Consider the following 25,288-nt stretch of genomic DNA (forward strand, 5'->3'; position numbering starts at 1 on the left):
CTCGCACGGAGACGGACACCTGATGCACAACGACCGTGAAGTCACCGAACAGCGGCTGGCCCGCGTGCTGAACGAGCGGATTCGGCCCGCCGTCCATGCCCGGTCCGTCCCTCTGCACGTGGAGATCTGGAACGCCCCCGGCGAGCCGGTCCCCGTCTCCGAGGGCCTGGCCGCTTCCTACCGGCCGGCCCGGGTCGGTGAGTGGTGGGGTCCTGCCTGGTCCACGAGCTGGTTCAAGGTCAGCGGGACGATCCCGGCGGACTGGGCCGGCGAGACGGTCGAGGCCGTGCTGGACCTCGGGTTCGCCACCCACTCCGCGGGCTTCTCCGCCGAGGGGCTGGTCTACCGGCCGGACGGCACCGCGGTGAAGGCGCTCAACCCACGCAACACCTGGCTGCCGGTGACCGAACGAGCCGCAGGCGGTGAGGAGTTCGCCGCCTACGTCGAGGCCGCCGCCAACCCGGTCGTGATGCACACCGCTCCCGGCGAGCTCACCTTCGGCCCCACGTCGGTGGGCGGCCGGGCACCGTGGCTGGGTGACCCGGCCGCGGACCCCGGCGAACCCCTCTACCGGCTACGGCGTCTGGACCTCGCCGTGTTCGACCGGCAGGTCCACGAACTCGTGCAGGATCTGGAGGTGTTGGGGCAGCTGATGCCGGAGCTGTCCCCCGACTCCCCGCGCCGCTGGCAGATCCTGCGGGCGGTCGAACGCGCCCTGGACGCGATCGACCTGCAGGACGTCAGCGGCAGCGCTGCCAACGCCCGGGCCGCCCTCGCGCCCGTGCTGGCGTCGCCCGCGCACGCGAGCGCGCACCGGATCTCGGCGGTGGGGCACGCCCACATCGACACCGCGTGGCTGTGGCCGCTGCGCGAGACCGTCCGCAAGGTGGCCCGGACGGTCTCCAACGTCACCCACCTCATGGACGAGCACCCGGAGTTCAGGTTCGTGATGTCCCAGGCGCAGCAGCTCGCCTGGCTGAAGGAGCACCGCCCCGAGGTGTACGCACGGGCGCAGGAGAAGGCGAAGACCGGACAGTTCCTGCCGGCCGGCAGCCTGTGGGTGGAGCCCGACACCAACATCAGCGGCGGTGAGGCCCTGGTGCGCCAGTTCGTCCACGGAAAGCGGTTCTTCCTGGAGGAGTTCGGGGTCGAGACCGAGGAGATGTGGCTGCCGGACACCTTCGGCTACAACGCGGCCCTGCCGCAACTGATGAAGCTGGCCGGGGTGAAGTGGTTCCTGACCCAGAAGATGTCCTGGAACACCACCAACAAGTTCCCGCACCACACCTTCTGGTGGGAGGGCATCGACGGCACCCGGATCTTCAGCCACTTCCCGCCCGTCGACAGCTACAACGGCGACCTGTCCGGCGGCGACGTCGCCCACAGCGTGCGCAACTTCCAGGACAAGGCCGACGCCAACCACTCCCTCATCCCCTTCGGCTACGGCGACGGCGGCGGCGGCCCCACACGCGAGATGCTCGCGCGCGCCGACCGGCTCAGGGACCTGGAGGGCTCGGCGCGCATCGAGATGGAGGGGCCGGTCGACTTCTTCCGGCGCGCGCACGACGAGTACGAGGCCAACGGTGGCGCACCGGTGTGGTCCGGGGAGCTCTACCTGGAATTCCATCGCGGCACGCTGACCAGCCAGCTCGCCACCAAGCAGGGCAACCGGCGCAGCGAACACCTGCTGCGCGAGGCGGAGTTGTGGGCGGCGACCGCGGCCGTACGGCACGGGCAGCCGTATCCGTACGACGCCCTGGACCGGCTGTGGAAGACGGTGCTGCTGCATCAGTTCCACGACATCCTGCCCGGGACGTCGATCGCCTGGGTGCACCGGGAGGCGGAGGAGACGTACGCGGCCGTGGCCCGCGAACTGGAGGAGCTGATCGGTGCCGCTCAGGGGGCGTTGGCAGGGGATCCTGGAGGCACGGTGGTCTTCAACTCCGCGCCGCACACACGGGGCGGTGTCGCGGCGTTCGGCGCGGGCCCGCGCCCCGAGGCCGTCGACATGCCTGTGCAGCCGGTCCCGGACGGGGACGGGTTCGTCCTCGACAACGGTCTGGTGCGGATCGTCGTGGACGCCCGCGGTCTGATCACCTCCGCCTACGACCACACCGCCGGCCGGGAGGCGCTGGCTCCCGGTACGGTCGGCAACCTCCTCCAACTGCACCAGGACTTCCCCAACCAGTGGGACGCCTGGGACGTCGACGTCTTCTACCGCAACACCGTGCGCGACCTCGCCGACGCCGAGTCCGTCACGGCGACCGCCGACGGTGTCCGGGTGGTCCGGGCCTTCGGCGCGTCGAGGATCGAGCAGACCCTGACGCTGCCGACCGGGTCCCGCGCGCTGGTGATCGACACGTTGGTCGACTGGCACGAGCGGGACAAGTTCCTCAAGGCGGCCTTCCCGCTGGACGTGCGGGCCGCCCACTCGACCGCCGAGATCCCCTTCGGACACGTCGAGCGGCCCACGCACACCAACACCAGCTGGGACGCGGCCAAGTTCGAGACGTGCGCCCACCGTTTCGTGCACGTCGGCGAGCCCGACTGGGGAGCCGCCCTGGTCAACGACTCCTCCTACGGCCACGACGTCACCCGTGACGTGCGCCCCGACGGCGGTACGACCACCACGGTCCGCCTCTCCCTGCTGCGCGCCGCCCGCTTCCCCGACCCGGACCAGGACCAGGGCACCCACCGGCTCGGGTACGCGCTGGTGATCGGCGCCGATGTCACCGACGCGAGGCGCGAGGGGTACCGCTTCAACCTGCCCGAGCGTGCGGTGCCGGGCAGCGCGACGGTCGCCCCGCTGGTGTCGGTGGACCACGAGGGCGTGATCGTGGAGGCGGTCAAGCTCGCCGACGACCGCAGCGGGGACGTCGTCGTACGGCTCTACGAATCCCGTGGCACCCGGGCGACGGCCACCCTCACCACCGGCTTCCCGCTGGCCTCCTCCCACGTGACCGACCTGCTGGAACGCCCCTTGGACGACCCTTCGAGCCACCAACAACTCACGGACGGTGTCCGGTTGACGCTGCGGCCGTTCCAGATCCTCACGCTGCGGTTGCGGGGTCGGTCGGACGGCTGAGGGTCAGGTGGCGAGGAGGCCACCGTCCATGTGCAGGTCGTGGGCGTTGACGCCGGTGTTGCGGAGCAGGAACTCGGTGGCGTCGGCGATCTCGGCCATGGTCACCAGTCGTCCGATCGGCGTCCGGGCCGCGTGCGGCGGGTCGGGAACGTCACGCCACTTCGGGCTGTCGCCGATCAGGCCCGGGTGCAGGGCGTTCACGCGATGCGGGGCGATCTCCACGGCGAGGGTCCGCACCAGGCCGGTGATCCCGGCGTTGAAGGTACTGACGATGGTCGAGCCGGGGTACGGGCGTTCCTTGGCGAGCCCGCCGAAGAGAACGACGGAGGCGCCGGGGTTGAAGCGCTCGCGCAGCACACGGATGGTCTCGGCGTAGCCGACGAGCTTCATGGTCACGGCCGCCACGGCATCGGTGACGTTGAACTGCGCCAGGGAGTTCGCCGCCTGGCCGACCGCGGTGATGACGACGTGATCGACCTCGGTCACCTCGGCCAACGCGGCACCGATCGTCTCCGGTTGACCGAGGTCGAGGGCCAGCCCTCGCGTGCCGGCGCCGATCCGGGCGGCGGTGGCCTCCGCCCGCGCCTTGTCCCTGCTGGTGACGACGACGTCATCGCCGCGGTCGGCGAAGTGCCGGGCGATCACTTCACCCAGTCCGCCGCTGCCGCCTACGACGAGTGTGCTGGTCATATGGTGACCGTCCTTCGGCTGCCGGTTGGGCGCACCCAACTCTTAGTATCCACTTGGATATTAACCATAGCGGAACCGTCCCACGACGCCCGGGCCAGAAGTACAGTGATCACATGGAACAGGGCGCCGCGCATGGCCAGGAGCAGCCGGGGAGTCCGCCGCGCAGGCGCCGGCGGGACCCCGAGGGGCATCGGGCGGCCATCCTGGACGCGGCACGCCACGCCTTCGCCGAGCGCGGTTACGCCCGCACCACGCTCAGGGACATCGCCGGCCGGGCGGGTGTCACCCACGGTCTGATCACCCGTCACTTCTCGTCGAAGGAAGGGCTCTTCCTGGCGGCGGTGCCAGGTAATCGGGATCTGGAGCAGGTGGCGGCCGGGGACCCGGCGACACTGCCCGACCGGATCGCCGACGCCTTCGTACGGCGGATGGAGACCGACGCCGTCGGCGACCCGCTCGTCGCCCTCGTACGGGGTGCCGCATCGGACGAACGCGCCGCCGCCGACCTCCTGTCCGCGATGCAGGAGCGCAGTGCCGCTGTCTACCGGTCCGTGCTCTCCCCCGGCGGAACGGCGGCTCCGGACGACGACCTGGACGCCCGGGTGGCGCTCGTGGGGTCCCTGATGATCGGGGTTGCCTTCAGCCGGTACATCGCGCGCACCGACCCGCTCGCCTCGATGCCGCCGGAGCAGCTCACCGCACATCTCACGCGGATGCTGCGGCACATCCTCTTCGACTGAGACCGCCGCACACGCGCCGGGGAACCGGACACCGCGTTCTTCGAAACCGATTCGCCCCTGACGCTCGTCCTTTCCACCGACCACACCACGCGGGGCCGATCCACGTCCCGCGCCGAGCAGTTCAGGGGGAAACCGCAATGCCGATCCGCGCCGCCAGATCCGCCCGTACCCGAACGCGCACGGCCGCCGTCGTCACCACCGCCGTACTCGCCGCGGCCGCGCTCTGGTCCACCGCCACGCCCGCCTCCGCGATCAAAGGGGGCGGCCCGGCCACCACGAAGGCCCGGCCGTACGCCATGTTGATCGAGTACAACGGCAGGCAGTTCTGCGGTGGCACGCTCGTCGCACCCACGAAGGTGCTCACGGCCGGCCACTGCGTGGAGAGCGCCGGTGATGTGTCCACCCTGCGGGTCATCGGCGGCCGCACCCAGGTGGACGGCACCGACGGCACGGTGCGGGAGGTCACCTCGGCCCGGATGGACTCGCGTTACGGCGCGCCCGGTTCCCCCTACGACGCCGCGGTCCTCACCCTGGACCGGCCGATGCCGTACCGGACGATCCCGGTGGCCGGCCCCAAGGACGGCAAGCTGGTGGCCGAGGGCCGGAAGGCCACCGTGCTCGGGTGGGGACGCACCGGGCCCGGCATCGGCGGAACGAGGCTCAAGCAGACCACGCTCGTCCTCTCCGCCGTCACCGCCTGTCAGCCGTACACCGACCCCGAGACCGACCCCGCCGCGATGCTGTGCGGCATGCCCCGCCCCGGCACCACCGACAGCATCTGCCCCGGAGACTCCGGCGGGCCGCTGATCAGCGGCGGCAAGGTGGTGGGCATCGTGTCGTCCGGCAACAAGTACTGCGACGAGCAGTTCCCGGTGTCCGTCTTCGTCCGCGCGGACTCGGTCGCCACGGATCTGGGCATTCCCACCCTCTGACGCCCGAGTCGGCCTCGTGATCGACCGACGTCACAGGAGCCCCGGCCGCCTCCACCCCTCGCCGAGCACATGGTGGTCGAGGAAGGTCAGGGCGGTCTCGTACAGGAGGCGCAGGTGGTTCGGGGCTCCGATCCCGTGGCTCTCGTCCGGGAAGTACAGGAACTTCGCCGGTACACCCTGGCGTTGGAGGTCGTGGTGGAGGGCCAGGGACTGGCCCACCGGGACCCGGAAGTCCTTGCCACCGTGCACGATCAGCATCGGTGTCGTCAGGTGCTCCGCGTCGAGGTGGGGTGAGTCGGCCTCGTAGCGTTCGCGCCGGGTGCGCGGGTCGCCGTAGATCTTCCGGAAGTACGGGTGCATGTCGGTGTCGCTCTGGAAGGCCTCCAGGTTCCACATCCCGGCGTGTGAGACGAGTGCTCTGAAGCGGTCGGTGAGGGTCGCGGCGCGGCTCGCGAGGTAGCCGCCGAAGGACCAGCCGGCCAGGGCCGTTCGGTCCGGGTCGAGGTCGGCGCGGGCCAGCGCGGCGTCGGTCAGGGCGATGACGTCGCGGTACGGCCGGCCGCCGTACTGTCCGCGTCCGCGTGCCTGCATGTGCTGCCCGTATCCGGTGGACAGCGCCGGATCGGGCAGGAGTACGGCGTAGCCGCGGGCCACGAAGGGCCATGGGTTCCACTGCCAGGGCCAGCCGCTCCAGGACGACTGGGGTCCGCCGTGTGCCTCGACGAGGAGGGGTGACGGGTCGTCGGGTCCCGCTCCCTCGGGCAGGATCAGCCAGGCGCGGAGTGCGAAGCCGTCGTCGGCGGTCGTGTGCACCTCGGTCAGCGTGCCGGGGAGGGGGCCGAGGTCGCCCGGTGCCTTGAGAACGGTGGGCCGCTGGTCGGGCTCGGTGGCGTCCAGGCGGGTCACCCGGGGCGGACCGTCGAGCGCGCTGCGCAGGGCGTAGAGGAGGGACCCGTCCGGCGTCACGCAGAGGGAGGAGTACGCGCCGGATGCGGTGAGGCGGGTGACTGTGCCGTCCGGGTCACGGCGGAAGACCGGGCAGTGGCCCCGCTCGTCGCCGGTGAACCACAGCGTGGCATCCCCGGCGACCGGAGAGGGTATCGCCCGTCCCGGCCAGGGCCAGTTGTCGAAGTCCGGCAGGAGGTCCGTCTCCTCGCCTGATACGGCGTCGAGGGCGACGAGGGTGACCCGCCACTCCGTGTCGTACGTCTCCTCCCGCTGGCGTTGGCAGATCAGGTGCGTGCCGTCGGCGGTGAAGACCGGGCGGTAGTACTGGTGGCCCGGCAGAGAGAAGGTGCGGCGCTCCAAGCCGGTTGCCGCGTCGGCGATCACCACCACGTTCGTGTCCGGGGCGGTGCTCGTCGGGGCCCGCGTGTAGGCGACCAACGACCCTTCCGGGGAGAGGGCCATGTCCCCGGCGCCCGCCAGGCCTTGGCCGCCCGCGTCGATCGGCGGCGCATCGCCACGACGGACGAAGGTGTGCGGTTCAGCGGGGCCGAGGTCCACGCCGTCGGCTCGGGTGGGGGTCGCCTCGTACAGGACCGCGGTGACGCGTGCCCGATGGCGCTCGTGGAGCAGGGCGGCGTGGGTGGCGGCATCCGCGGCACCCGGCAGAAGAGCGGCTGTCCAGGCGAGCACGGGCGCACGAGAGGCGGCGGTGAACGCGGTCATACCGCCCGGGTGGTGGGCGATCCGCTCGGCCTCACCGTGCTCGGACAGCGCCCACAGCGCGGCTCCCGGCGGCTCGTGCGGGCCACGTTCAGACTCACGTTCGGAGAGGAACAACAGGCTGCCGTCCGCACTGAAGGCGGGGGCTGAGTCGCCCGGGACGGATCCGGCCACGAGACGCGCCTCGCGCTCGCCCGCCGGATCCACCTCCCACAACTCCGACACGTACCGCGTGCCCTCGTCGTCCAGGGTCTGGACGGACGCGATCAGGCGGGTGCCGTCGGGAGCGAGGGCCAGGTCGGTCAGGCGCGGTTGTTCGACGAGGTGGTGGTGGAAGGGGCTCGAGGCGTTGACCATGGTGATCATCCTGCCCACGAAGGAGTCGCAAAGGGTGCCGTGGACGATGATCGGTGGATGCGCCCGTTGAAGCACGGCTATACCAACCGAACCGTCGGCGACGGATCGGTGGTGGAGAAGACCTACGAAGGGCCCTATGCGGGGATCAGGTGTGCGAGGGAGTACGCGTTGTTGACCCGGTTGCAGGGGAAGCTGCCCGTACCTCCGGTACGTGGCGTGGACGACGGGGTCCTGACGCTCGGGTTCGTGGCCGGTGCGCCGGGCCAGGAACTGGTGGAGGCTGGTCACGCGGCGCAGGTCCTGAAAGCCTGCGGGGTGCTGCTGCGTCGTATCCATGAGACCGCGCCGAGCGTCCTCGGGGCGGGTGCGCGCGATGCCGGCAAGGTCCTCGTCCACGGGGACTTCGGGCCCAACAACCTGCTCCTCGACCCGGTGTCCTTCCAGGTCACTGCCGTGGTCGACTGGGAGTTCGCCCGCCTTGGTGACGCGGTCGAGGATCTGGCCTGGTGCGAGTGGATCGTGCGGATGCACCACGCCGAGCACCACCAGGAACTCGACCACTTCTTCAACGCCTACGGCGGGGCCGTGCCCGCGTGGCCGGTTCGCCGGGCCGCCATGCTGGCCAGGTGCGCCGACCTGGAACAGTTCTGCCACCGTGCGGATCCGAACGGTCCAGGGGTGAGGCAGTGGCAGGAGCGCGCCGCCGAGACAGCGGGCTGGCCGGAGTAGACGGGGGCGAGGCCATCCACGGTGCGCACACCACCGCACCGTCAGATGGAACCCTCGGCGGTCGGCGAAGGCACGGCGATGGGACGCAGCACCATGAGCGAGTCCTCCAAGGTGGCCACCATGGCAAACGGGAACCGGTCGAGCTCAAGGCAGAGCGCGACGTCATCAGGATGGACTCCTTGGCGCACGCCCTCCGACAGTTCGGCGGCGGCGCGTGACTCGCCGGCGCGGCGGAGGAACTCGGCTGCGTCCGTGCCGGCCCTGGCGGCACTCCGAGCGATGTACTGAGCGCAAGCCTGGTCCTCGTCGGCGTGTCCGTCCTCGCCGGTCACCACGAACGTGACATCGGCGCACTTGCGTGTCCGCAGGAGCCGAGCCGTCGCCCCCGCCACGACGAAGCTCGCGCACAGCACCAGCGACGCCTCCTTGACCGCGAGGGCGCCGACCGTCCCGGCCGTGGTCTTCTGCACGACGGTCCGTCCGCCGAGGTCAACGGAACGCAGCAGGCCCGGCGAGTTGACGGCGTCGAACCCCGGCGCGGGCGGACCGTCCTTGAGCGCGACCCAGTCCGGGTGGCTGCCCTTGAGTGCCAGAGCCTCGTCCAGTGACTCGGCCAGGACGATCTTTTCCGCCCCCTGGGCAAAGGCCCAGGCAGCCACGGTGAAAGCCCGCATGACGTCGACCACGACCGCCACGGGCGGGGTGTCGACCAGCTGAGCGATGCCAAGGAAACGAACGTCCATCCGGCCATGATCGCGCAAGCCCCGGACCGAAGCAGCCGGAAAGCAGTACGCCCACTGAACGCAACGGCATGATCAGCGCCGACGTCTGATCTCTCAGGACGCGGCTGCCGAGAGAGGGGACTGCGCCGCTGGGCCCGGAGCCCGCGCCAGGTGGTGATGAACGTGGCGAGCGCGTCGAGTTGCCGGGCCAGTCCGGGGTATCGACGGGCTGCACCAGCGTTCCCCGGCAAGCCCTTCACGCCCCGCGCTTGCGAAAGCCTGACGCGGTGACGGTCCGACCGTCCTGGGGGTTCGAGGAAGAGGTCGGCAGTACCGGTCGCCCCCCGGCGGCCGCGGTCACATACCGCGAACCGGCGGGAACGATCAATACCGGTGACGCAGGGGGCCCGATGACCAAGGCGGCCGAGATCCTCAACTGACCTACAGGGGCGTGGCGTCAGGCCGCGGCCTTCTCGAGGGGCGTCCGCATCGCGGACGCCCCTTTGGCTGCGGGTACCGGAGAGCGGCCACCGCCGATCGCACCCGCTCGTCAAGCGTCCTCCGCCTGGCACGGAATCTGTGTACGTACACACTCCGATCCACCGACTGGCAGCTCTCTAACCTCGTCGAAATGCTGCCGACACATGTATTTACAGCGCCATCCGCACCTCCTACTGTGAACGTTCACGGAGATCATCCACATGGTCATGTCAGACAAGGAGGTCGGGATGACCGTCAAAGGTCCGCGCCGCCTCGTGAGAGCCGCCATGCTCCTGGCGGCACTCGCCCTGCCCGCATCCCTGCTCACCAACTCCAGCGCATCTGCCGCCGGTTCGCTCACCATGCTCGGTGCCGATGTGTCGACCGCCCAGCGCGCCCTCGACCTCGGTGCCAAGTACTACGACGCGAGCGGCACCGCCAAGGACCCGCTCGACATCCTCAAGGGCGCCGGCGTGAACTATGTCCGCCTGCGGGTCTGGAACAACCCCAAGAGCGGCTACAACAACAAGGCCAAGGTGCTGTCGTACGCGAAGCAGGTGAAGGCCAAGGGGCTCAAGCTGCTGGTCGACTTCCACTACTCGGACACCTGGGCGGACCCGGGCAACCAGAACAAGCCGGCGGCGTGGGCCGGCCACACCATCAGCCAGCTGCAGACCGACGTCTACAACTACACGTACGACGTCTGCAACAGCCTCAAGTCGCAGGGCACCACCCCGGACAGCGTGCAGATCGGCAACGAGATCAACGTCGGCATGCTGTGGAACGAGGGCAAGGTCGTCAACAACGACTTCACCAACCTGAGTCTGCTGCTCAAGTCGGGCTACAACGCGACCAAGGCGTGCAACAGCGGCACCCAGGTGATCATCCACACCGCCGACGCCGACAGTGACGCCAACGCCCGCTGGTTCTACGACGGCATCAAGGCCAAGGGCGTCAACTGGGACATCACCGGGCTGTCCTACTACTGCCCGTGGCACGGCACGATCGCCAACATGGGCAGTGTCGTGGCCGACATGAAGTCCCGCTACGGCAAGAACGTCATCATCGCCGAGACGGCGTATCCGTTCACCTCGGCCAACGCCGACAGTACCGCCAACTCCATCACAACCGGCTGCTCGGGCTATCCGCTGAGCTGGCAGGGGCAGGCGGACAACTTCACCGCCGTGCAGAACGCGGCCCGCAGCAACGGCGCGATCGGGGTCTTCTACTGGGAGCCCACCTGGTACGCGGTGTCCGGCAACGGATGGGACCCGGCCGACATCAACAACAGCGGCAACGGCTGGGACAACATGGCCGTCTTCAACTGGACCGGCAATGTGAACCCGAACATCAAGTGGACCCCGTAGGAAGCGACTTGGACGAGGAACGGCACCGCCGCCGGGCGGTGCCGTTCGTCGTTCCCCCGCTCCCCGGGAGCGCCGGGGCGATAATCACCCCCCGCCATGAGGGCAGCGCAGCGGGTCACATTACTCTTGCGTAGCGCCTGACCGAGGGAAGGAAGCCATGGGGGTCCAACTGGACAGCGGATCGTCAGCCGGTCACGGGTCGCTGGAGTCGATGAGTCTCGAACCGCTCATGACCCGCGACTACGAACGGGATCCGGCGATCGTGTACGAGCGTCTGCGCCGGGCGCACGGCCCGGTCGCGCCGGTCGACCTGCTGGGGGTGCCCGTCTGGCTCGTGCTGGGCTACGAGGAGGCGTTCCAGGTCCTCCGCGACGACCACGCCTGGCCGAAGGGGCTGGAGAACTGGCGGGCGCGGCGGGAAGGGCGGCTGCCCGAGGACTGGCCGCTCGCGCCGTCGCTGGACGTCAACCACGTGCTGATCCAGGGCGGCGAGGGCTACCGGGGCCTGCGGGTGGCCTGGGACACCGCGCTCCGGCCGTTCCAGGATCCCCGGCATCCGGTGGCCAAGCGGCTCAAGGCGAAGATCACCCGGGACGCCGACGAGCTGATCACCCTGTTCTCGCAGGGCGGGCGCACGGGGTGGGCCGATCTGTCGGCGCAGTTCGCGCGGCCGTTGCCGTTGATGGTGGCGAGTCACCTGCTCGGCTTCCCCGGCTCGCAGCACGACGACGCGCTGATGGACATGTGGCGGGTGCTGGACGCGGGACCGGACGCGGGGCCCGCGCTGGAGCGGCTGCTGGCGACCCTGTCGGAGCTGGGCGCGTCGAAGATGAAGGAGCCCGGCGACGACTTCCCCTCCTACCTGCTCGCCTCCCATCCCGGGCTGAGCGTCGAGGAGTTGTCGCGCGAGCTGATGATGCTGCTCGGGATGACCTCCGACCATGTCGGCATCCTGATCTCCAACACGGTCGTCGAGGTCATCACCGGGAACCTCCCCGCGAGCGCCAGTCTGTCGGCGGGGCTGATCAGGGAGACCATGAACCGGGTGGTGATGCAGAAGCCCCCACTGATCAACTTCGTGCCGCGGTTCCCGCTGACCGACATGCGGCTCGGCGAGTACACCATCGCGGCGGGCGACCCGGTGTGGGTGTCGGTCGGCGCCGCGCACGCGGACCCCGCCTTCGCGGGGAAGGTCTGCCCCGAGTCGACCATCAGCACGCGGGCCCATCTGTCCTGGGGCGCGGGCCCACGGCAGTGCCCGGCCCGGGAACTGGCCGGTGGCGCGGCGGCGATCGGGGTGAGCAGGCTCTTCGAGCGGCTTTCCGGGCTGGAGTTGTCGCTGCCCGTCGACCAACTGCCCTGGCGCTCCTCGCCGTTCATGCGGGGTCTGCGCTCCCTCCCGGTGCGCTACACCCTCTCGGACGCGGCGGCCCTGCCGGTGCCTCCGCCCCCGGTGCTCCCCGCGCCGGTCGGCTCGGCTGCGGCCGACGAGACCGCCGTACGGCCGCGTTCGTCGCTGTGGCGCTACCTGGCGGGGCTGGTGCGCGGGCACTGACGGCGCCTGGGACACCGGAGCGGGCCACGAACTCCAACGAGTTCGTGGCCCGCTCCTCGTGGTAGGGCCCGGTCAGCCGGCCGGAGGTGTGCGGATCGCCGCGATGTCGAACTGGAGGCGTACTTTCTCGCTGACCATGGCGCCGCCCTCGGCGAGCCTGGTGCTGTAGGTCAGGCCCCATTCGGAGCGGTTGATGGTGGTGGTGCCGTCGAAGCCGGCCCGTTGGTAGCCGAACGGGTCGGTGACATGGCCTATGTAGGTGAGTTCGAGGACCACGGGGCGGGTGGTCGCCTTGATGGTGAGGTCGCCGCTCATCCGGTACACGTCGGGGCCGACCGCTTCCACGGCGGTGCTGACGAACCGCATGCGCGGATAGGTCGCGGCGTCCAGGAAGTCGCGGCCCACGAGGTGGCCGTCGCGCTGTTCCACGCCGGTGTCGACGCTCCCGGTGGAGATGATGATCTCCGCCTTGGAGCGGGACGGGTCGCGGCCGTCGAAGTAGAGGCGGCTCTGGTACTCGAGGAACGCCCCGCGCACGGTCGTCACCATGGCGTGGCGTACGGAGAAGCCGATCCTGCTGTGTGCGGGGTCGATGGCCCATTCCCCGGTCAGGGCCGCCAGTCCGGGGTCGGGAAGGACGGCTGTGGCAGTGGCCGACGACCCGGTGGGGGGCTGGGTGACGGCGGCGGGTTCCGTGCGGTCCGCGCGACGGAACGGGGTGCCACGGTTGAACAAGTTCATACTTCACCTAATTACTGCACGGGAGTTGTTGCCGCAAGACATGATCTGCCGTCGACGAAATATCCACGCATTCGTCACACGATTCCCGGAAGGTGGAGGGAATTCGGCTAGTCGACCCCGACGAGGGTGCGCACTTCGAAGTCCTCGTAGGTCTCCTTCGATTCCGGAGGGCTGAGTATCGAGCCCAGCCAGCCGAGGAGAAAGCCGGCCGGGATGGAGACGATTCCGGGATTCTGCAAGGGAAACCAGGCGAAATCGGCGTCCGGGTAGAGGGAGGCGGGGGCGGAGGAGACGACCGGGGAGAAGACGACGAGGAGGACCGAGGTGAGCAGACCCCCGCAGAGGCTCAGGAGGGCGCCCTGAGCGGTGAACCGCCGCCAGAAGAGGCTGTAGACGAGGGTCGGGAGGATGGCAGAGGCGGCGATCGCGAAAGCGAGGAAGGCGAGGGTCGCGGAGTTGGCGCCCCAGGAGATCAGGGCGAGCAGCATGCCGAGGATGCCGATGACCGCCGCCGCGAGCCGGGCCACGGCCAGCTCTTCCGTCTCCGTCGCCCTGCCCTTGCGGATCACCTCGCCATAGAGGTCGTGGGCGAGCGAGGAGGCGGCGGCCAGGGTGAGCCCCGCGGCGACCGCGAGAAGGGTGACGAAGGCGAGACAGGACAGCAGGGCGGTCAGGATGGCGCCGCCCAGTTCGTGCGCCAGCAGCAGCACGGCCGCGTTCCCCGTGCGGTCGTTGTCCGCGATGGTGTCGCTGCCCAGGACCGCGGTGGCGCCGAGGCCGAGGATGCCGGCCGCCAGGCAGACGAGGCTGACCAGGCCCATGGCCCACACCACCGAGGTGCGCAGGACGTCGACCGACTTCGGGGCGAGCAGGCGCATCATCACGTGCGGGAGAGCGGCGAGGCCGAGCACGATGGCCAACTGCAAGCTGAAGAAGTCGAGTTTGCTGGTGGCGCTGGCGCCGTAGCGCAGTCCGGGCTCCAGGAACCGCGCGCCCTGGCCGCTGTTGTCCGCGGCGGCGGCGAGCAGGTTCTCGAAGTTCCAGTCGAAGCGGTGCAGCACCATCACGCCGGCCACGGTCACACCGCAGATGAGCATGACCGCCTTGACGACCTGGATGAAGGTGGCGCCGGGCATGCCGCCGATGGCCGCGTAGACGATGACGACGGTGCCGATGACGATGACGCACAGAGTGCGGGTGGCGGCGCTGGGTTCGCCGGTGAACTGGGTCAACAGGGCGACACTGCCGACGAGTTGGGCGACCAGGTAGAGGGTGGTGACGGCCAGCGTGCACAGGGCCAGGGCGAGGCGGACCGGCCGCTGCAGACGCGTCAGCCGTACGGCCAGGGTGTCGCCGAGGGTGAACTTGCCGGTGTTGCGCAGGGGTTCGGCGATCAGCAGCAGGACCATCATCCATGCGACCGCGGTGCCGCACAGGTAGAGCAGTCCGTCGTAGCCGGTCAGGGCGACCAGGCCGGTGCTGCCCAGGAGCGTCGCGGCCGACAGGTAGTCGCCGCACATCGCCAGTCCGTTGCGCAGCGGGGACATGGCTCGGTTGCCGAGGTAGAACTCGCCGATCTCGTCGCGTTGGGGTGCGGTGAGCAGCGCGGTGAACAGGGTCACCACGACCACGGACAGGAAGAGCACGAGCGTCAGCTGCAGGCTGAGGCGGTCCACGACGGAGGCGCCGAGCGTCACCATGGGCGGTACTCCTCACCGCGGGCGGCCGTGCGTGCGTCGAAGGCGGTGCGTTCGCGTTCCGCGGTCTCGTGGTGGCGGACCAGCCCGCGCAGACCGCGGACCACCGGGGTGACCCGGGTGCGCATGTGCACGAGGTAGCGCCACACGATCACGCCCATCAGCACGAACTGCCCGAGACCCAGTGCCAGTCCGACCGTGAGATGGCCGCTCACGGGGGTGTTCATCAGGCCGGGCACGAAGCTGGACAGCAGGACGTACAGAAGGAAACCGCCGACGGCGACGGCCGTGGCCCGGGCACCGAAGCGGCGGTGGCTGCGGCGCAGCGACTGATACGCGGGTTCGCGGGACACCGATGGCCGGTCCGCCGGTTCGGGGCCCGTTTCGTAGGGGGGCGGTGGCCCGCCGAGCCCCATGGAGTGCCGTGACACATGCACCTTCTTTACTGCCGCGCCGGTCGTTGCGTCAAAGGCACGCCGGAGTCGCGCTCGTGCGGACTTGTGGGGAATTCGTGAATCTGGAATTCACGTGATGCGAATTCGCGCTTGACGACAAGCCTGGTGGGGCGGTCGGCCGGGGAGTCGGGGGTGGCGACGAGGCCAGGACCGGGATTGTTGCAGCGCCCCCGTTGAACTATCAACCGGCCGGTCGAACCGAATCGGTGAACTGACTCATTCACGTGCTTCGACTCCCGAACTCGCCATCCCCCAGCCTGCGAAAAGGCCGACCTCCGGAATAGGTCTGCACCTTCCCGTCGGCCAGGTTGTCTCAAATGCAGCGCACAGGGGGCGCTGCGCGTCGCGCACAGGCCCTTGTCACTCACGGACTAAGGCCGGCCCCTCGGGACTCACCTCGCGCAAACAGAACGGCGTTGGGCTCGGCCCGTCACGGGCGCGCTGCCATATTCGAAGGCCACTTCGGAGGTGGCTGTGACACTTGAGGTGACGACGACACGTCTGCCGGACCGCACCGCCGACCGGGTCCTCGCGCTCGAGGCCCGCAGGGCGCAGGCCGTGGCGGGGGGCGGGCCGAGAAGACGGGGCAAGTTCAGCGCCCGGGAGCGGATCGACCTGCTGCTGGACCCCGGCTCGTTCACCGAGACCGGTCTGTTCGTACGGTCCCGGCCCACCGGGGACGGTGCCCGCCGTCCCTACGGAGACGGCGTGATCACCGGGTGCGGCACGATCGACGGCCGTCCTGTCTGCGTGTTCGCCCAGGACTCCACGGTCTTCGGCGGCAGCATGGGCGAGGCCTTCGGCGAGAAGACCGTGGCCCTCATGGACCTCGCCCTCCGGACGGGATGCCCGGTCATCGGGCTCAACGACGGTGGCGGCGCCCGCATCCAGGAGGGTGTCGTCTCGCTCGCCCTCTACGCCGAGCTGGTGCGCCGCAACGTCCAGGCGTCCGGGGTGATCCCGCAGATCTCCGTCGTCCTGGGCCCGTGTGCCGGCGGGGCCGCCTACTCCCCCGCCATCACCGACTTCACCGTGATGGTGGACGGCGCCTCGCACATGTTCGTCACCGGTCCCGACGTCATCGAGGCGGTCACCGGGGAGCGCACCAGCGCCGAGGAGCTGGGTGGCGCCCGCACCAGCAACTCCCTCAACGGCAACGCCCACTTCCTCGCCGCCGACGAGGCGGAGGCCCTGGACACCGTACGGGAGCTGCTGTCGTACCTGCCCGCCAACAACCTGGAGCGGCCGCCGCGGTACGCTCCCCTGCCACCGCCCGCCGACGTGCCGCTCGACGAGATCGTGCCGGACCGGCTCGGGCAGGCCTACGACATGCGGGACATCCTGCGGGCGGTCGTCGACGACGGTGAACTCCTGGAGGTCCAGGAGCTGTTCGCGCCGAACATCATCTGTGCGCTGGCGCTCGTCGAGGGGGCGCCCGTCGGCGTCGTCGCCAACCAGCCGTCGCACGCGGCCGGTGTGCTGGACATCGACGCCTCCGAGAAGGCGGCACGCTTCGTACGGTTCTGTGACGCGTTCGGCATTCCGCTGCTGACCTTCGCCGATGTGCCGGGATACCTCTCCGGGGTCCGGCAGGAGCAGGCCGGGATCATCCGGCGCGGCGCCAAGCTGCTGTACGCCTACGCCGAGGCGACCGTTCCGAAGGTGACGGTGGTGGTGCGCAAGGCGTACGGCGGCGGGTACGCGGTGATGGGCTCCAAGCACCTGGGCGCCGACGTCAACCTCGCCTGGCCCACCGCGCGGATCGCGGTGATGGGCGCCGAGGGCGCGGTCGGCGTCCTGCACCGGCGGGAACTCGCCGCCGCCGAGGACCCCGAGGCGCTGCGGGCCCAGCTCGTGGACGCGTACGAGAGCACGCACGGCACGCCCTATCTCGCCGCCGAGCGCGGGTACGTCGACGCCGTGATCGCCCCGCGCGACACCCGTGACCACATCTGCCGTGCCCTGCGCGCGCTGCGCGGCAAGCGCTCCCCGATGCCGGAGCGCCGGCACGGCAACATCCCGCTCTGACCCGCCTCGCGAGGAGACCTGCCCGATGGACAACCGCCGTCCCCCGCTCGCCCCCGCGTTCCGGAGCCTGCCGGAGTACGTACATCACTGGGCCCGAACCACCCCCGACAGAAGGGCGTTCACCTTCGTCGACCATCCCGCCCCGGATTCGCGGGGCGTCCACCGCACACTGACCTGGCGACGGCTCGACGTGCGCATACGGGCGGTGGCCGCCCGGCTCGCCGAGGAGGCCGAGCCCGGGGCCCGGGTCGCGCTGCTGTGCCCCCAGGGGCTGGAGTACGTCACCGGGTTTCTGGCGACGCTCGCCGCCGGCCTCATCGCCGTACCGCTGTATCCGCCCGGTCTGCCGGGTCAGGGGGACCGGCTGACGGCGGTCCTGGCGGACGCGCGTCCTTCGGTCGTCGTGACGACGAGCCGGCACCTGGGTGAGGTACAGGAGTTGTGCGACCGGGTCGTCGCCGTGGACCAGGTCCCGGACGCCGCCGCCAGAGACCTGAAACCCGTCGATGCGGAGGTCGCCTACCTCCAGTACACCTCCGGTTCGACCCGTACCCCGGCGGGCGTGGAGATCAGTCACGCCAATGTCGTCGCGAACGCCCGTCAGGCGCTGAGCGCCTACGGCGCCGATGCCCATCCGGTGACGTGCGTGGGCTGGCTGCCGCTCTACCACGACATGGGACTCGTCCTGAGCATCGCCGCCCCGGTCGTGCGGGGGCTGCTGTCGGTACTCATGGATCCGGTCGCCTTCCTGCACGAACCCGCGCGCTGGCTGCGGCTGTTGGCCGCGCATCCGCGCGCGCTGAGCGCGGCGCCCAACTTCGCCTACGACTACTGCGCCTCTGCGGTGACCGACGCGCAGAAGGCGGATCTGCGGCTGGACGGGATCGTCGCGCTCATCAACGGCAGTGAGCCGGTCCGCCCCGGCACGGCCGACAGGTTCCAGGCGGCCTTCGCCGGCCAGGGGCTCGTCGCGGAGACCCACTGTCCCTCGTACGGCCTCGCCGAGGCGACCGTCTTCGTCAGCGCCGCCCGGCCCGGGGAACCGTTGCGGCGGTTCGCCCTCGACCGGGACGCGCTCGCCGAGGGCAAGGCGCTGTCCGCACGGCCCGACGATCCCCGGGCCGTGCTGCTGGCGGGCTGCGGCACTCCGGCGGGGCAGCAGGTCAGCATCGTCGATCCCGTCTCCGGGGCCCGTCTGTCCGAGGGCGAGGTCGGTGAGATCCAGGTGCGGGGTCCCAACGTGGGCCGCGGCTACTGGAACCAGGAAGAGCTGACCCGGCGCGTCTTCACAGCCGACGGCCGGCTGCGCACCGGTGACCTGGGAACGGTCCTGGAGGGGCAGTTGATCGTCACCGGTCGGCTGAAGGACCTGATCGTCGTCGACGGACGCAACCACTACCCGCAGGACTTGGAGGCCACCGTCCAGGACACGCATCCGGCGCTCCGGCGCGACCGGCTCGCCGCGTTCGGGGTCGCGGGCGGCGCCGGTGAGCGGGTGGTCGTGGTGGCCGAGCACGCGCGGACCACGAGCCTCGCCGAGATCGACGTACCGGCTCTGGTACGGGCCGTGCGTGCGGCCGTGTCCGGACGACACGGGGTGCGCCTCGCCGACGTCCTGCTCGTCCCGCCGGGCACGGTGCCGCGGACGTCGAGCGGCAAGGTGTCGCGGGCGCTGACACGTGAACGGTATCTGGCGGGTGCCTACGCGGCGGACGGCGCCGCGTGAGGGCCGTGGACGCGGGCGCGGTACGCCGCCTGGTCGCGGAGCGGGTCGCCGCGTGGACCGGAACGGCCGTCGCCGAGGTCGCGATGGACCGGCCGCTGGCGGATCTCGGCATGTCCTCGCGGGACGGGGTCGTGCTGGCGGGGGAACTCTCCCGGCTGACGGGACGGGAGCTGCCGCCGACGTTGCTGTGGGAGGCGCCCACCGGGGAGGCTCTGGTGGCGCACTTGTGCCGTACGCCATCGCCTATGGCATCGCCGACCGCGCCGCCGGCGCCCGCCGCGGTGGCTCCGCCCTCCTCGGAGCCCATCGCCGTCATAGGGCTCGGCTGCCGCCTCCCCGGCGGGGTGCACGGGCCGGCGGACTACTGGCGGCTGCTGACCGACGGCGTCGACGCGATCAGACGGGTCCCGGAGGAGCGCTGGCGCGACTTCACCCCCTTCCCTCCCGAGGACGCGCTCCCGTACGGCGGCTACCTCGACGACATCGCCGGGTTCGACGCGGACTTCTTCCGGATCACCCCGCGCGAGGCCGCCGTGATGGACCCGCAGCAGCGGATCCTCCTGGAGGTCGTCCACGAGGCCCTCGTCCATGCCGCCGTCCCGGCCGTGTCCCTGGCGGGCACGGCCACCGGTGTCTTCGTCGGGGTCTCCGCCCCCGAGTACGGCTCGCTGACCGGCGCCGACCCGGCGGCCGTCGATCCCTGGGCGCCGGCGGGCGGCGCGCTGAGCGTGACCGCGGGCCGGCTGGCGTATGTGCTGGACACCCGTGGGCCGAGCATGGCCGTGGACACCGCCTGCTCCTCCTCGCTCGTCGCGGTGCACCACGCCTGCGTGAGCCTGCGCACGGGCGAGAGCGACACGGCGATCGCCGCCGGCGTCAACCTGCTGCTCTCCCCCACCGTCACCGTGGCGTTCCGGCGGGCGGGCGCCCTCGCGCCGGACGGTCGGTGCAAACCGTTCTCACCGGACGCCGACGGCATCGGCCGCGGCGAGGGCTGCGCGGCCGTCCTCCTGAAGCGGCTGTCCGACGCCGAGCGGGACGGCGACCGCGTGCTCGCCGTCATCCGCGCCACGGCCGTCAACTCCGACGGCCGCTCCAACGGCCTCCTCGCCCCCAACCCGGCCGCCCAGCAGGCCCTCCTGACCACCGCGTACGCCCGGGCCGGGCTCACCCCCGCCCACGTCGACTACGTCGAGGCGCACGGCACCGGCACCCCGCTCGGCGACCCGATCGAGGCGGGCGCGCTCGGCGCCGTCCTCGGTGCGGGCCGCGACCCCGACCAGCCGCTGCTCCTGGGCTCCGTGAAGTCGAACCTCGGGCACCTCGAGTCCGCCGCGGGCATCGCCGGGCTGGTGAAGACCGTGCTCGCCCTGCACCACGACGTCATCCCGCCCTCTTTGCACTGCTCCGAGGGCAGCGCCCTGGACGACGAACGGCTGCGGGTGGTGTCCGAGGACGAGCCGTGGCCGCGCTACGGCGGCACCGCCACCGCCGGGGTCTCCGGGTTCGGGTTCGGCGGCACCAACGCCCATGCGGTGCTGGAGGAATGGCGGCCCGGCGTGCTGCCCGCGCGACCGGGCGAGGAGCCCGGGGCCCGGCTCCATCTCCTGTCCGACGTGGACGAGGAGCGGCTGCGGGACACCGCGTCCCGGCTCGCCGACTGGCTCCGGACGGCGGCCGCGCATCCCGCCGACGTGGCGCGCACGCTGGCCGGACGGACCGGCCGCGGAAGTGTGCGGGCGGCGGTGGTCGCCCGAGACCGTGACGAACTCGCCGACAGGCTGGACGCGTTGGCGCAGGGGCGCCCGCACGGGCAGGTCGTGACCGGTGAAGGTGACCTCGTGGGACCGGGCCCGGTGTGGGTCTTCTCCGGGTACGGCAGCCAATGGGTGGGGATGGGACGCCGGTTGCTGACCGAGGAGCCGGCCTTCGCCGCCGCCGTGGAGAAGCTCGACGCGGAGTGCGGGCTGTCCCTGTACGACCGTCTCGCGTCCGGGAGCGAACTCGACCGGCTGGAGGTGGCCCAGCCCGTTCTGTTCGGACTCCAGGTGGCGCTGGCCGAGGTGTGGCGTTCCTACGGCGTCGAGCCCGCCGCCGTCATCGGCCACTCGCTGGGCGAGGTGGCCGCCGCGGTGTGCGCGGGTGCACTGGACGTGTCGGAGGGCGCCCGCATCGTCGCCGTACGGGCCGAACTGCTCAGCAGGCTGCAGGGCGGGGCGATGGCGGTCGTCGACCTGGACGACAGTGAACTCGACGCTCTGGCCCGGGACTTCCCCGGCGTGCACGTCGCCGTTCACTCCTCGCCCGGACAGAAGGTCGTCACCGGTGAGGAACCGGCGGTGGCGCGGCTGGTGCGGTGGCTGGAGCGGGAAGGGCGGGCGGCCCGGTCCATGCGGGTCGTCGGGGCCGGGCACTCGCCCCAGGTCGAGCCGCTGCTCGCGGAGTTGACCGAGTCCCTGGCCGACGTCGGAGGCAGAGCGCCCCTCGTGCCGGTCTACTCCACCGTCCTGGACGATCCGCGCGGCGACTGTGTCTTCGACGCCGCGCACTGGGCCGCGAACCTGCGGCGGCCCGTACGGCTGGACCGGGCCGTCGCCGCGGCCGCCGCCGACGGCCACACCGCCTTCGTCGAGATCTCGCCCCACCCGGTCCTGGGCCGGGCCATCACCGACAACGTGCCCGGTGCACTCACGCTCGGCACGCTCCGGCGGGAGGCCGACGGATGCGCCGACTTCCTCACGCAGGTGGGGACCTTGTACTGCGCGGGCGGACGGCTGCCGCTGCCGCCGGGGCGGGTCGTCGACCTGCCCGCACCACGCTGGAAGCACGTGCGGCACTGGTGGACGGACGGACGGGGGGCGTCGCCCACGAAGCCGCGGACGCAGGTACGGCCTGAGGTACGGGCGGAGGTGCCTCAGGACACCGAGGGCACGTCCGTCGCCGCCCGCCTGTGCCACCACATCGCCACGGTCACCGGCCACCCCGCCGGCCGGGTCACCCCCGTCACCGCGCTTGCCGACCTCGGACTCGACTCCCTGATGGCGGTCCGCATCCGCACCGCCGTCGAGCGCGAGTTCGGCGTCGAGCTGCCGCTGCGCGACCTGCTCGGCGCCACCACGGTCCAAGAGGTGGCCGACCGTGTCCTGCCGGGGCCGGTACGCCCGCTGCGCGTCACCGTCGGCCGTCCCCCGCTCTTCCTCGTGCACGCCGCCGGCGGAACGACCGACGTCTACCGGGCACTCGCCGAACGGCTGGGCGAGCAGCTGTCGGTGTACGGTCTCGAACGCCTCGAAGACGCCCCCACGGTGACCGAGAAGGCGCGCCGCTACGCCGATGCCGTCACCGCCGTCCACCCCGACGGGCCGGTTCTGCTGGGTGGTTGGTCCTTCGGCGGCTTCGTCGCCCAGGAGACCGCGCGGCAACTGACCGCGGCGGGGCGGGACGTGGAGCTCGTGATCCTCATCGACTCCGTACGCCCCCTCCCCCAGCCGGACCGGACACCGGCCGAACGGCTCCGCGCCCACTTCGAGGGGTTCGCCCGACACGTCCGCGACGCCTACGGGGTCCGGCTCCAGCTGCCGTACGACGACCTCGTCGCGATGGACGACGACGGCGAACGCATCGACACCGTGCTGGAGATCCTGCGCGCGTCCGCCGATGTGCCGCCCGCCGCCCTGGAGCACCAGCGCTCCTCCTACCTGGACCTGAGGATCGGCGAGGCCCACCGGCCGGGCCGGCACGACGGGCGGGTGGTCCTGTACCGGGCCACGGAGCCCGCTCCGCACACCGTGCGTGACCCCGCCTACGAGCGCGACGACCGGGCGCTGGGCTGGGACGAGGTGTGCCCGCGCCTGACCGTCGTACCGGTCGCGGGACACCACCTGTCGCTGCTCGACCCGCCGCACGTCGACGAGATCGCCGCCCGTCTGGGGCGCGAGCTCGCCGAAGGGACCCGCTGAACGTGATCCGAGGAGAGCCGCCATGCACCGTCGCACCACCGGAGTGTCCCGACGTACCGTCACCAAGGCCGCGGCCGGTGCCGGTCTGGCCGTCCTGTTCGGCGCCCGGACCGCCGCCGCACTGGGGTCACGCACCGTCGACGTGTCCGTGTCCTCCGCCGCCCTGGGCCGCAGTGCGCCGGTGCGGCTGATCCTGCCGTCGGGGTTCGGCTCGCAGCCCACCCGCACCTACCCCGTGCTGTATCTGCTGCACGGCGCCCACGACGACTACACGTCCTGGACGCGCGAGACGGACATCGAGGCCTTCACCGAGGGCCGGGACCTGATCGTGGCGATGCCCGACGCGGGGCCCACCGGGATTCCCACCGCCTGGCGCGGCGGGCCCGACTACGAGACCTTCCAGCTGCAGGAGGTTCCGGCGCTGCTCGCCCGCGACTACCGGGCCTCCGGGGTGCGGGTCGTCGCGGGGGTGTCCACCGGCGGCTACGGCGCCATGGCGCACGCGGCCCGGCACCCGGGCATGTTCACCGCGGCGGCCTCCTACAGCGGGATCCTCGACACCATGGCGCCCGGTGTCCCCACCCTGATGGACGCCATCGTGGCCCGCGAGAACCTGGTGCCCACGTCGCTGTGGGGCAATCCGTTCCTCAACCTGCTCACCTGGCGCGACTTCAACCCGCGGACCCGGGCCGCGGGACTGCGCGGCACCGCCCTGTACGTCTCCAGCGGCAGCGGGCTGGCGGGAGGCACGGGTGACTGGCTGCCCGAGGCCCTGGAGAGCGCCCTGTGGCCCTCCGCCCACAGCTTCACCGACACGCTCGCGCTGCAGCGCATCCCGGTCACCACACACTTCTACGCAGGAGGCGGGCACAGCTGGGCCTACTGGAAGCAGGAGTTCACCGCCTCGTGGCCGATGCTCGCCCGAGGGCTGGGGGTGCCGCAGTGATGTCGGTACCGTCGGGACACGGAACGCAACGCAGGGGTCGTCCGTCCAACACAGGACTTACCCCTCGCCCCACGGGCAACAGCCCGCGGGTGAGCCGCTTCCGGGTGAAAGGAGGGCCCCCCTTGGCCACCCCCGCCCCGCACGGCGTCCCGGAGGGCCACGGCGCCGCCGCGGTCCCACCCGACCTGGCCGAACTGCTGCGCGCCCAACTGGAGGAGGTCGCCGACGAGGTCGAGGAGGAGGTCCGCCGACAGGTGCCCGAGTACGCGCGACCGGCCGACGGAACCTACCGCGAGAACCTCAGAGCCGGTGTGGTGCAGGCGCTGACCCTGTTCGTCGACCACATCGCCGACCCACGCGGCCGCGGGGACGCGATCGCGGCGACCTACTACGAACTCGGGCGCGGTGAGGCCCTGGAGGGACGCAGCCTGGACGCGTTGCAGTCCGCGCTGCGGGTCGGCGGTCTGCACGCCTGGCGCCTCATGGGCCGTACGGCCGAGCAACTCGGCCTCGACTCCGCGGTGGTCACGGCGCTGGGCGAGCTCGCCTTCCGCACCGTGCACGAGGTCGCGGAGGCGGCCGCTGCCGGGTACTCCGAGGCACGCGCGCACAACACGGACGAGTTGGAGCGGCGCCGCAGACGCCTGCTGGACCTGCTGCTCGGCGAGGGGCCGGTCGCGCCGGCGGCGGTGCAGGACCTGGCGCACGGTGCCCGGTGGTCGGTGCCCAGGCAGGTCGCGGTGGTCGCGCTCGCGGCCACGCCGGACCAGCGGGACGAGGAGTGGCCGCTGGCCGCCGCCGGGGCCCTTGTGGACATGGAGTCGCGGCCGCCGCGGATGCTGATCCCCGACCCGGACGGCTCCGGCCGCTTCGGGGGCCGGGCGTTCAGTCTCGCGCTGCGCGGGCGGCCGGCCGCGATCGGGCCGACGGTGCCGCTCGCCGAGGCCGCCCAGTCGCTGCGCTGGGCCACCCGGGCGCTGGGGCTGATGGGGCGCGGCATCCTACCCCGGCAGGGGGTGGTGCGCTGCGCGGACCACTTGTCGACCCTGCTGCTGCACAGCGACGAGCCGATGCTCCACCAGCTGCGGGCGCGGGCCCTCGCACCGCTCGAGGCGGTCTCGGAGGGGCAGCGCGAGCGGCTCGCCGAGACGCTGCTGGCGTGGCTGCTCAGCGGCAGCAATGTGCCCGACGTGGCCGCCCGTCTCCATGTCCATCCGCAGACGGTGCGTTATCGGCTGCGTCAGCTGGAGAAGGTATTCGGTGACGCGCTGCACGATCCAGGCGCCCGTCTGGATCTCATTCTGGCACTCACCACGGCACAAAAGAACGAGGAATTCTTGAATTCCCGTCCATAACACCAGGCACGGTCAAGCGAATAAGTTTCGGGACGTCCTTTCCGCAGGCGTATCAC

Annotated in this window: 17 protein-coding genes; 11 read left to right on the plus strand and 6 right to left on the minus strand. The window is 71.3% G+C overall.

Annotated elements, in window-relative coordinates; all coding sequences use genetic code 11:
* The first annotated feature begins 22 nt into the window (after positions 1 to 22).
* The gene (locus tag ACIBJB_RS38105; RefSeq protein WP_398937877.1) at positions 23 to 3,085 is read left to right on the plus strand and encodes an alpha-mannosidase; all 3,063 of its coding nucleotides are present in this window, start codon (positions 23 to 25) and stop codon (positions 3,083 to 3,085) included.
* Positions 3,086 to 3,088: 3 nt separating this feature from the next.
* Here ACIBJB_RS38105 and ACIBJB_RS38110 read toward each other — a convergent pair whose 3' ends face one another.
* Entirely contained in the window at positions 3,089 to 3,775 is a 687-nt protein-coding gene (locus ACIBJB_RS38110) for an SDR family oxidoreductase (protein ID WP_398937879.1), read from the minus strand.
* 113 nt (positions 3,776 to 3,888) lie between these two features.
* Here ACIBJB_RS38110 and ACIBJB_RS38115 point away from each other — a divergent pair, with 113 nt between their 5' ends.
* Both ACIBJB_RS38115 and ACIBJB_RS38120 read left to right on the plus strand, forming a co-directional pair.
* Entirely contained in the window at positions 3,889 to 4,515 is a 627-nt protein-coding gene (locus ACIBJB_RS38115; RefSeq protein ID WP_398937881.1) for a TetR family transcriptional regulator, read from the plus strand.
* A 137-nt stretch (positions 4,516 to 4,652) separates the two neighbouring features.
* On the plus strand, positions 4,653 to 5,447 hold the full coding sequence (locus ACIBJB_RS38120; protein WP_398937883.1) for a S1 family peptidase: 795 nt from the start codon (positions 4,653 to 4,655) through the stop codon (positions 5,445 to 5,447).
* 30 nt (positions 5,448 to 5,477) lie between these two features.
* On the opposite strand, the gene ACIBJB_RS38125 is transcribed toward ACIBJB_RS38120, so the two are convergent.
* Complete coding sequence (locus tag ACIBJB_RS38125) at positions 5,478 to 7,472, minus strand: alpha/beta fold hydrolase (protein ID WP_398937885.1); 1,995 nt, start codon at positions 7,470 to 7,472, stop codon at positions 5,478 to 5,480.
* 39 nt (positions 7,473 to 7,511) lie between these two features.
* Between ACIBJB_RS38125 and ACIBJB_RS38130 the strand changes: the two genes are divergently transcribed.
* Positions 7,512 to 8,201: a phosphotransferase family protein gene (locus ACIBJB_RS38130; protein WP_398937887.1), complete on the plus strand. Its 690-nt coding sequence runs from the start codon at positions 7,512 to 7,514 to the stop codon at positions 8,199 to 8,201.
* Between the two features lie 41 nt (positions 8,202 to 8,242).
* Here ACIBJB_RS38130 and ACIBJB_RS38135 read toward each other — a convergent pair whose 3' ends face one another.
* Positions 8,243 to 8,944, minus strand: coding sequence for a 2-phosphosulfolactate phosphatase (locus tag ACIBJB_RS38135; protein ID WP_398937889.1), 702 nt, complete (start codon positions 8,942 to 8,944; stop codon positions 8,243 to 8,245).
* Positions 8,945 to 9,651: 707 nt separating this feature from the next.
* Between ACIBJB_RS38135 and ACIBJB_RS38140 the strand changes: the two genes are divergently transcribed.
* A complete protein-coding gene (locus ACIBJB_RS38140; RefSeq protein WP_398937891.1) occupies positions 9,652 to 10,770 on the plus strand; it encodes an arabinogalactan endo-beta-1,4-galactanase in 1,119 nt (372 codons plus the stop codon).
* 157 nt (positions 10,771 to 10,927) lie between these two features.
* Complete coding sequence (locus ACIBJB_RS38145) at positions 10,928 to 12,325, plus strand: cytochrome (RefSeq protein WP_398937893.1); 1,398 nt, start codon at positions 10,928 to 10,930, stop codon at positions 12,323 to 12,325.
* Between the two features lie 72 nt (positions 12,326 to 12,397).
* Here the strand turns inward: ACIBJB_RS38145 and ACIBJB_RS38150 are convergent, their stop codons facing one another.
* The 3 genes from ACIBJB_RS38150 to ACIBJB_RS38160 form a co-directional block, all read right to left on the minus strand.
* The gene (locus ACIBJB_RS38150; protein WP_266553943.1) at positions 12,398 to 13,066 is read right to left on the minus strand and encodes a YceI family protein; all 669 of its coding nucleotides are present in this window, start codon (positions 13,064 to 13,066) and stop codon (positions 12,398 to 12,400) included.
* Positions 13,067 to 13,173: 107 nt separating this feature from the next.
* The gene (locus ACIBJB_RS38155; protein WP_398937896.1) at positions 13,174 to 14,766 is read right to left on the minus strand and encodes a cation acetate symporter; all 1,593 of its coding nucleotides are present in this window, start codon (positions 14,764 to 14,766) and stop codon (positions 13,174 to 13,176) included.
* Positions 14,760 to 15,194: a DUF485 domain-containing protein gene (locus ACIBJB_RS38160; RefSeq protein ID WP_398937898.1), complete on the minus strand. Its 435-nt coding sequence runs from the start codon at positions 15,192 to 15,194 to the stop codon at positions 14,760 to 14,762. Before ACIBJB_RS38160 ends, ACIBJB_RS38155 begins: the two co-directional genes overlap by 7 nt.
* A gap of 510 nt (positions 15,195 to 15,704) precedes the next feature.
* On the opposite strand from ACIBJB_RS38160, the gene ACIBJB_RS38165 reads away from it, so the two are divergent.
* The 5 genes from ACIBJB_RS38165 to ACIBJB_RS38185 all read left to right on the plus strand — a co-directional run bounded on the left by ACIBJB_RS38165 (position 15,705) and on the right by ACIBJB_RS38185 (position 25,232).
* Positions 15,705 to 17,246 carry an acyl-CoA carboxylase subunit beta gene (locus ACIBJB_RS38165; protein ID WP_398937900.1) on the plus strand — a complete coding sequence of 514 codons (1,542 nt, stop codon included), beginning with the start codon at positions 15,705 to 15,707 and terminating at the stop codon, positions 17,244 to 17,246.
* Between the two features lie 25 nt (positions 17,247 to 17,271).
* A complete protein-coding gene (locus ACIBJB_RS38170) occupies positions 17,272 to 18,972 on the plus strand; it encodes a fatty acyl-AMP ligase (RefSeq protein ID WP_398937903.1) in 1,701 nt (566 codons plus the stop codon).
* Positions 18,969 to 22,931, plus strand: a complete 3,963-nt coding sequence (locus tag ACIBJB_RS38175; RefSeq protein ID WP_398937905.1) for a beta-ketoacyl synthase N-terminal-like domain-containing protein — start codon at positions 18,969 to 18,971, stop codon at positions 22,929 to 22,931. Before ACIBJB_RS38170 ends, ACIBJB_RS38175 begins: the two co-directional genes overlap by 4 nt.
* Positions 22,932 to 22,953: 22 nt before the next feature.
* Positions 22,954 to 23,877 (plus strand): alpha/beta hydrolase, encoded by a 924-nt coding sequence (locus ACIBJB_RS38180; RefSeq protein WP_398937907.1) that lies wholly within the window; start codon positions 22,954 to 22,956, stop codon positions 23,875 to 23,877.
* A 122-nt stretch (positions 23,878 to 23,999) separates the two neighbouring features.
* Positions 24,000 to 25,232, plus strand: a complete 1,233-nt coding sequence (locus ACIBJB_RS38185; protein ID WP_398937910.1) for a PucR family transcriptional regulator — start codon at positions 24,000 to 24,002, stop codon at positions 25,230 to 25,232.
* The last annotated feature ends 56 nt before the right edge of the window (positions 25,233 to 25,288 follow it).

The organism is Streptomyces sp. NPDC050759 (genome assembly GCF_044456945.1).
Taxonomy (GTDB): domain Bacteria; phylum Actinomycetota; class Actinomycetes; order Streptomycetales; family Streptomycetaceae; genus Streptomyces.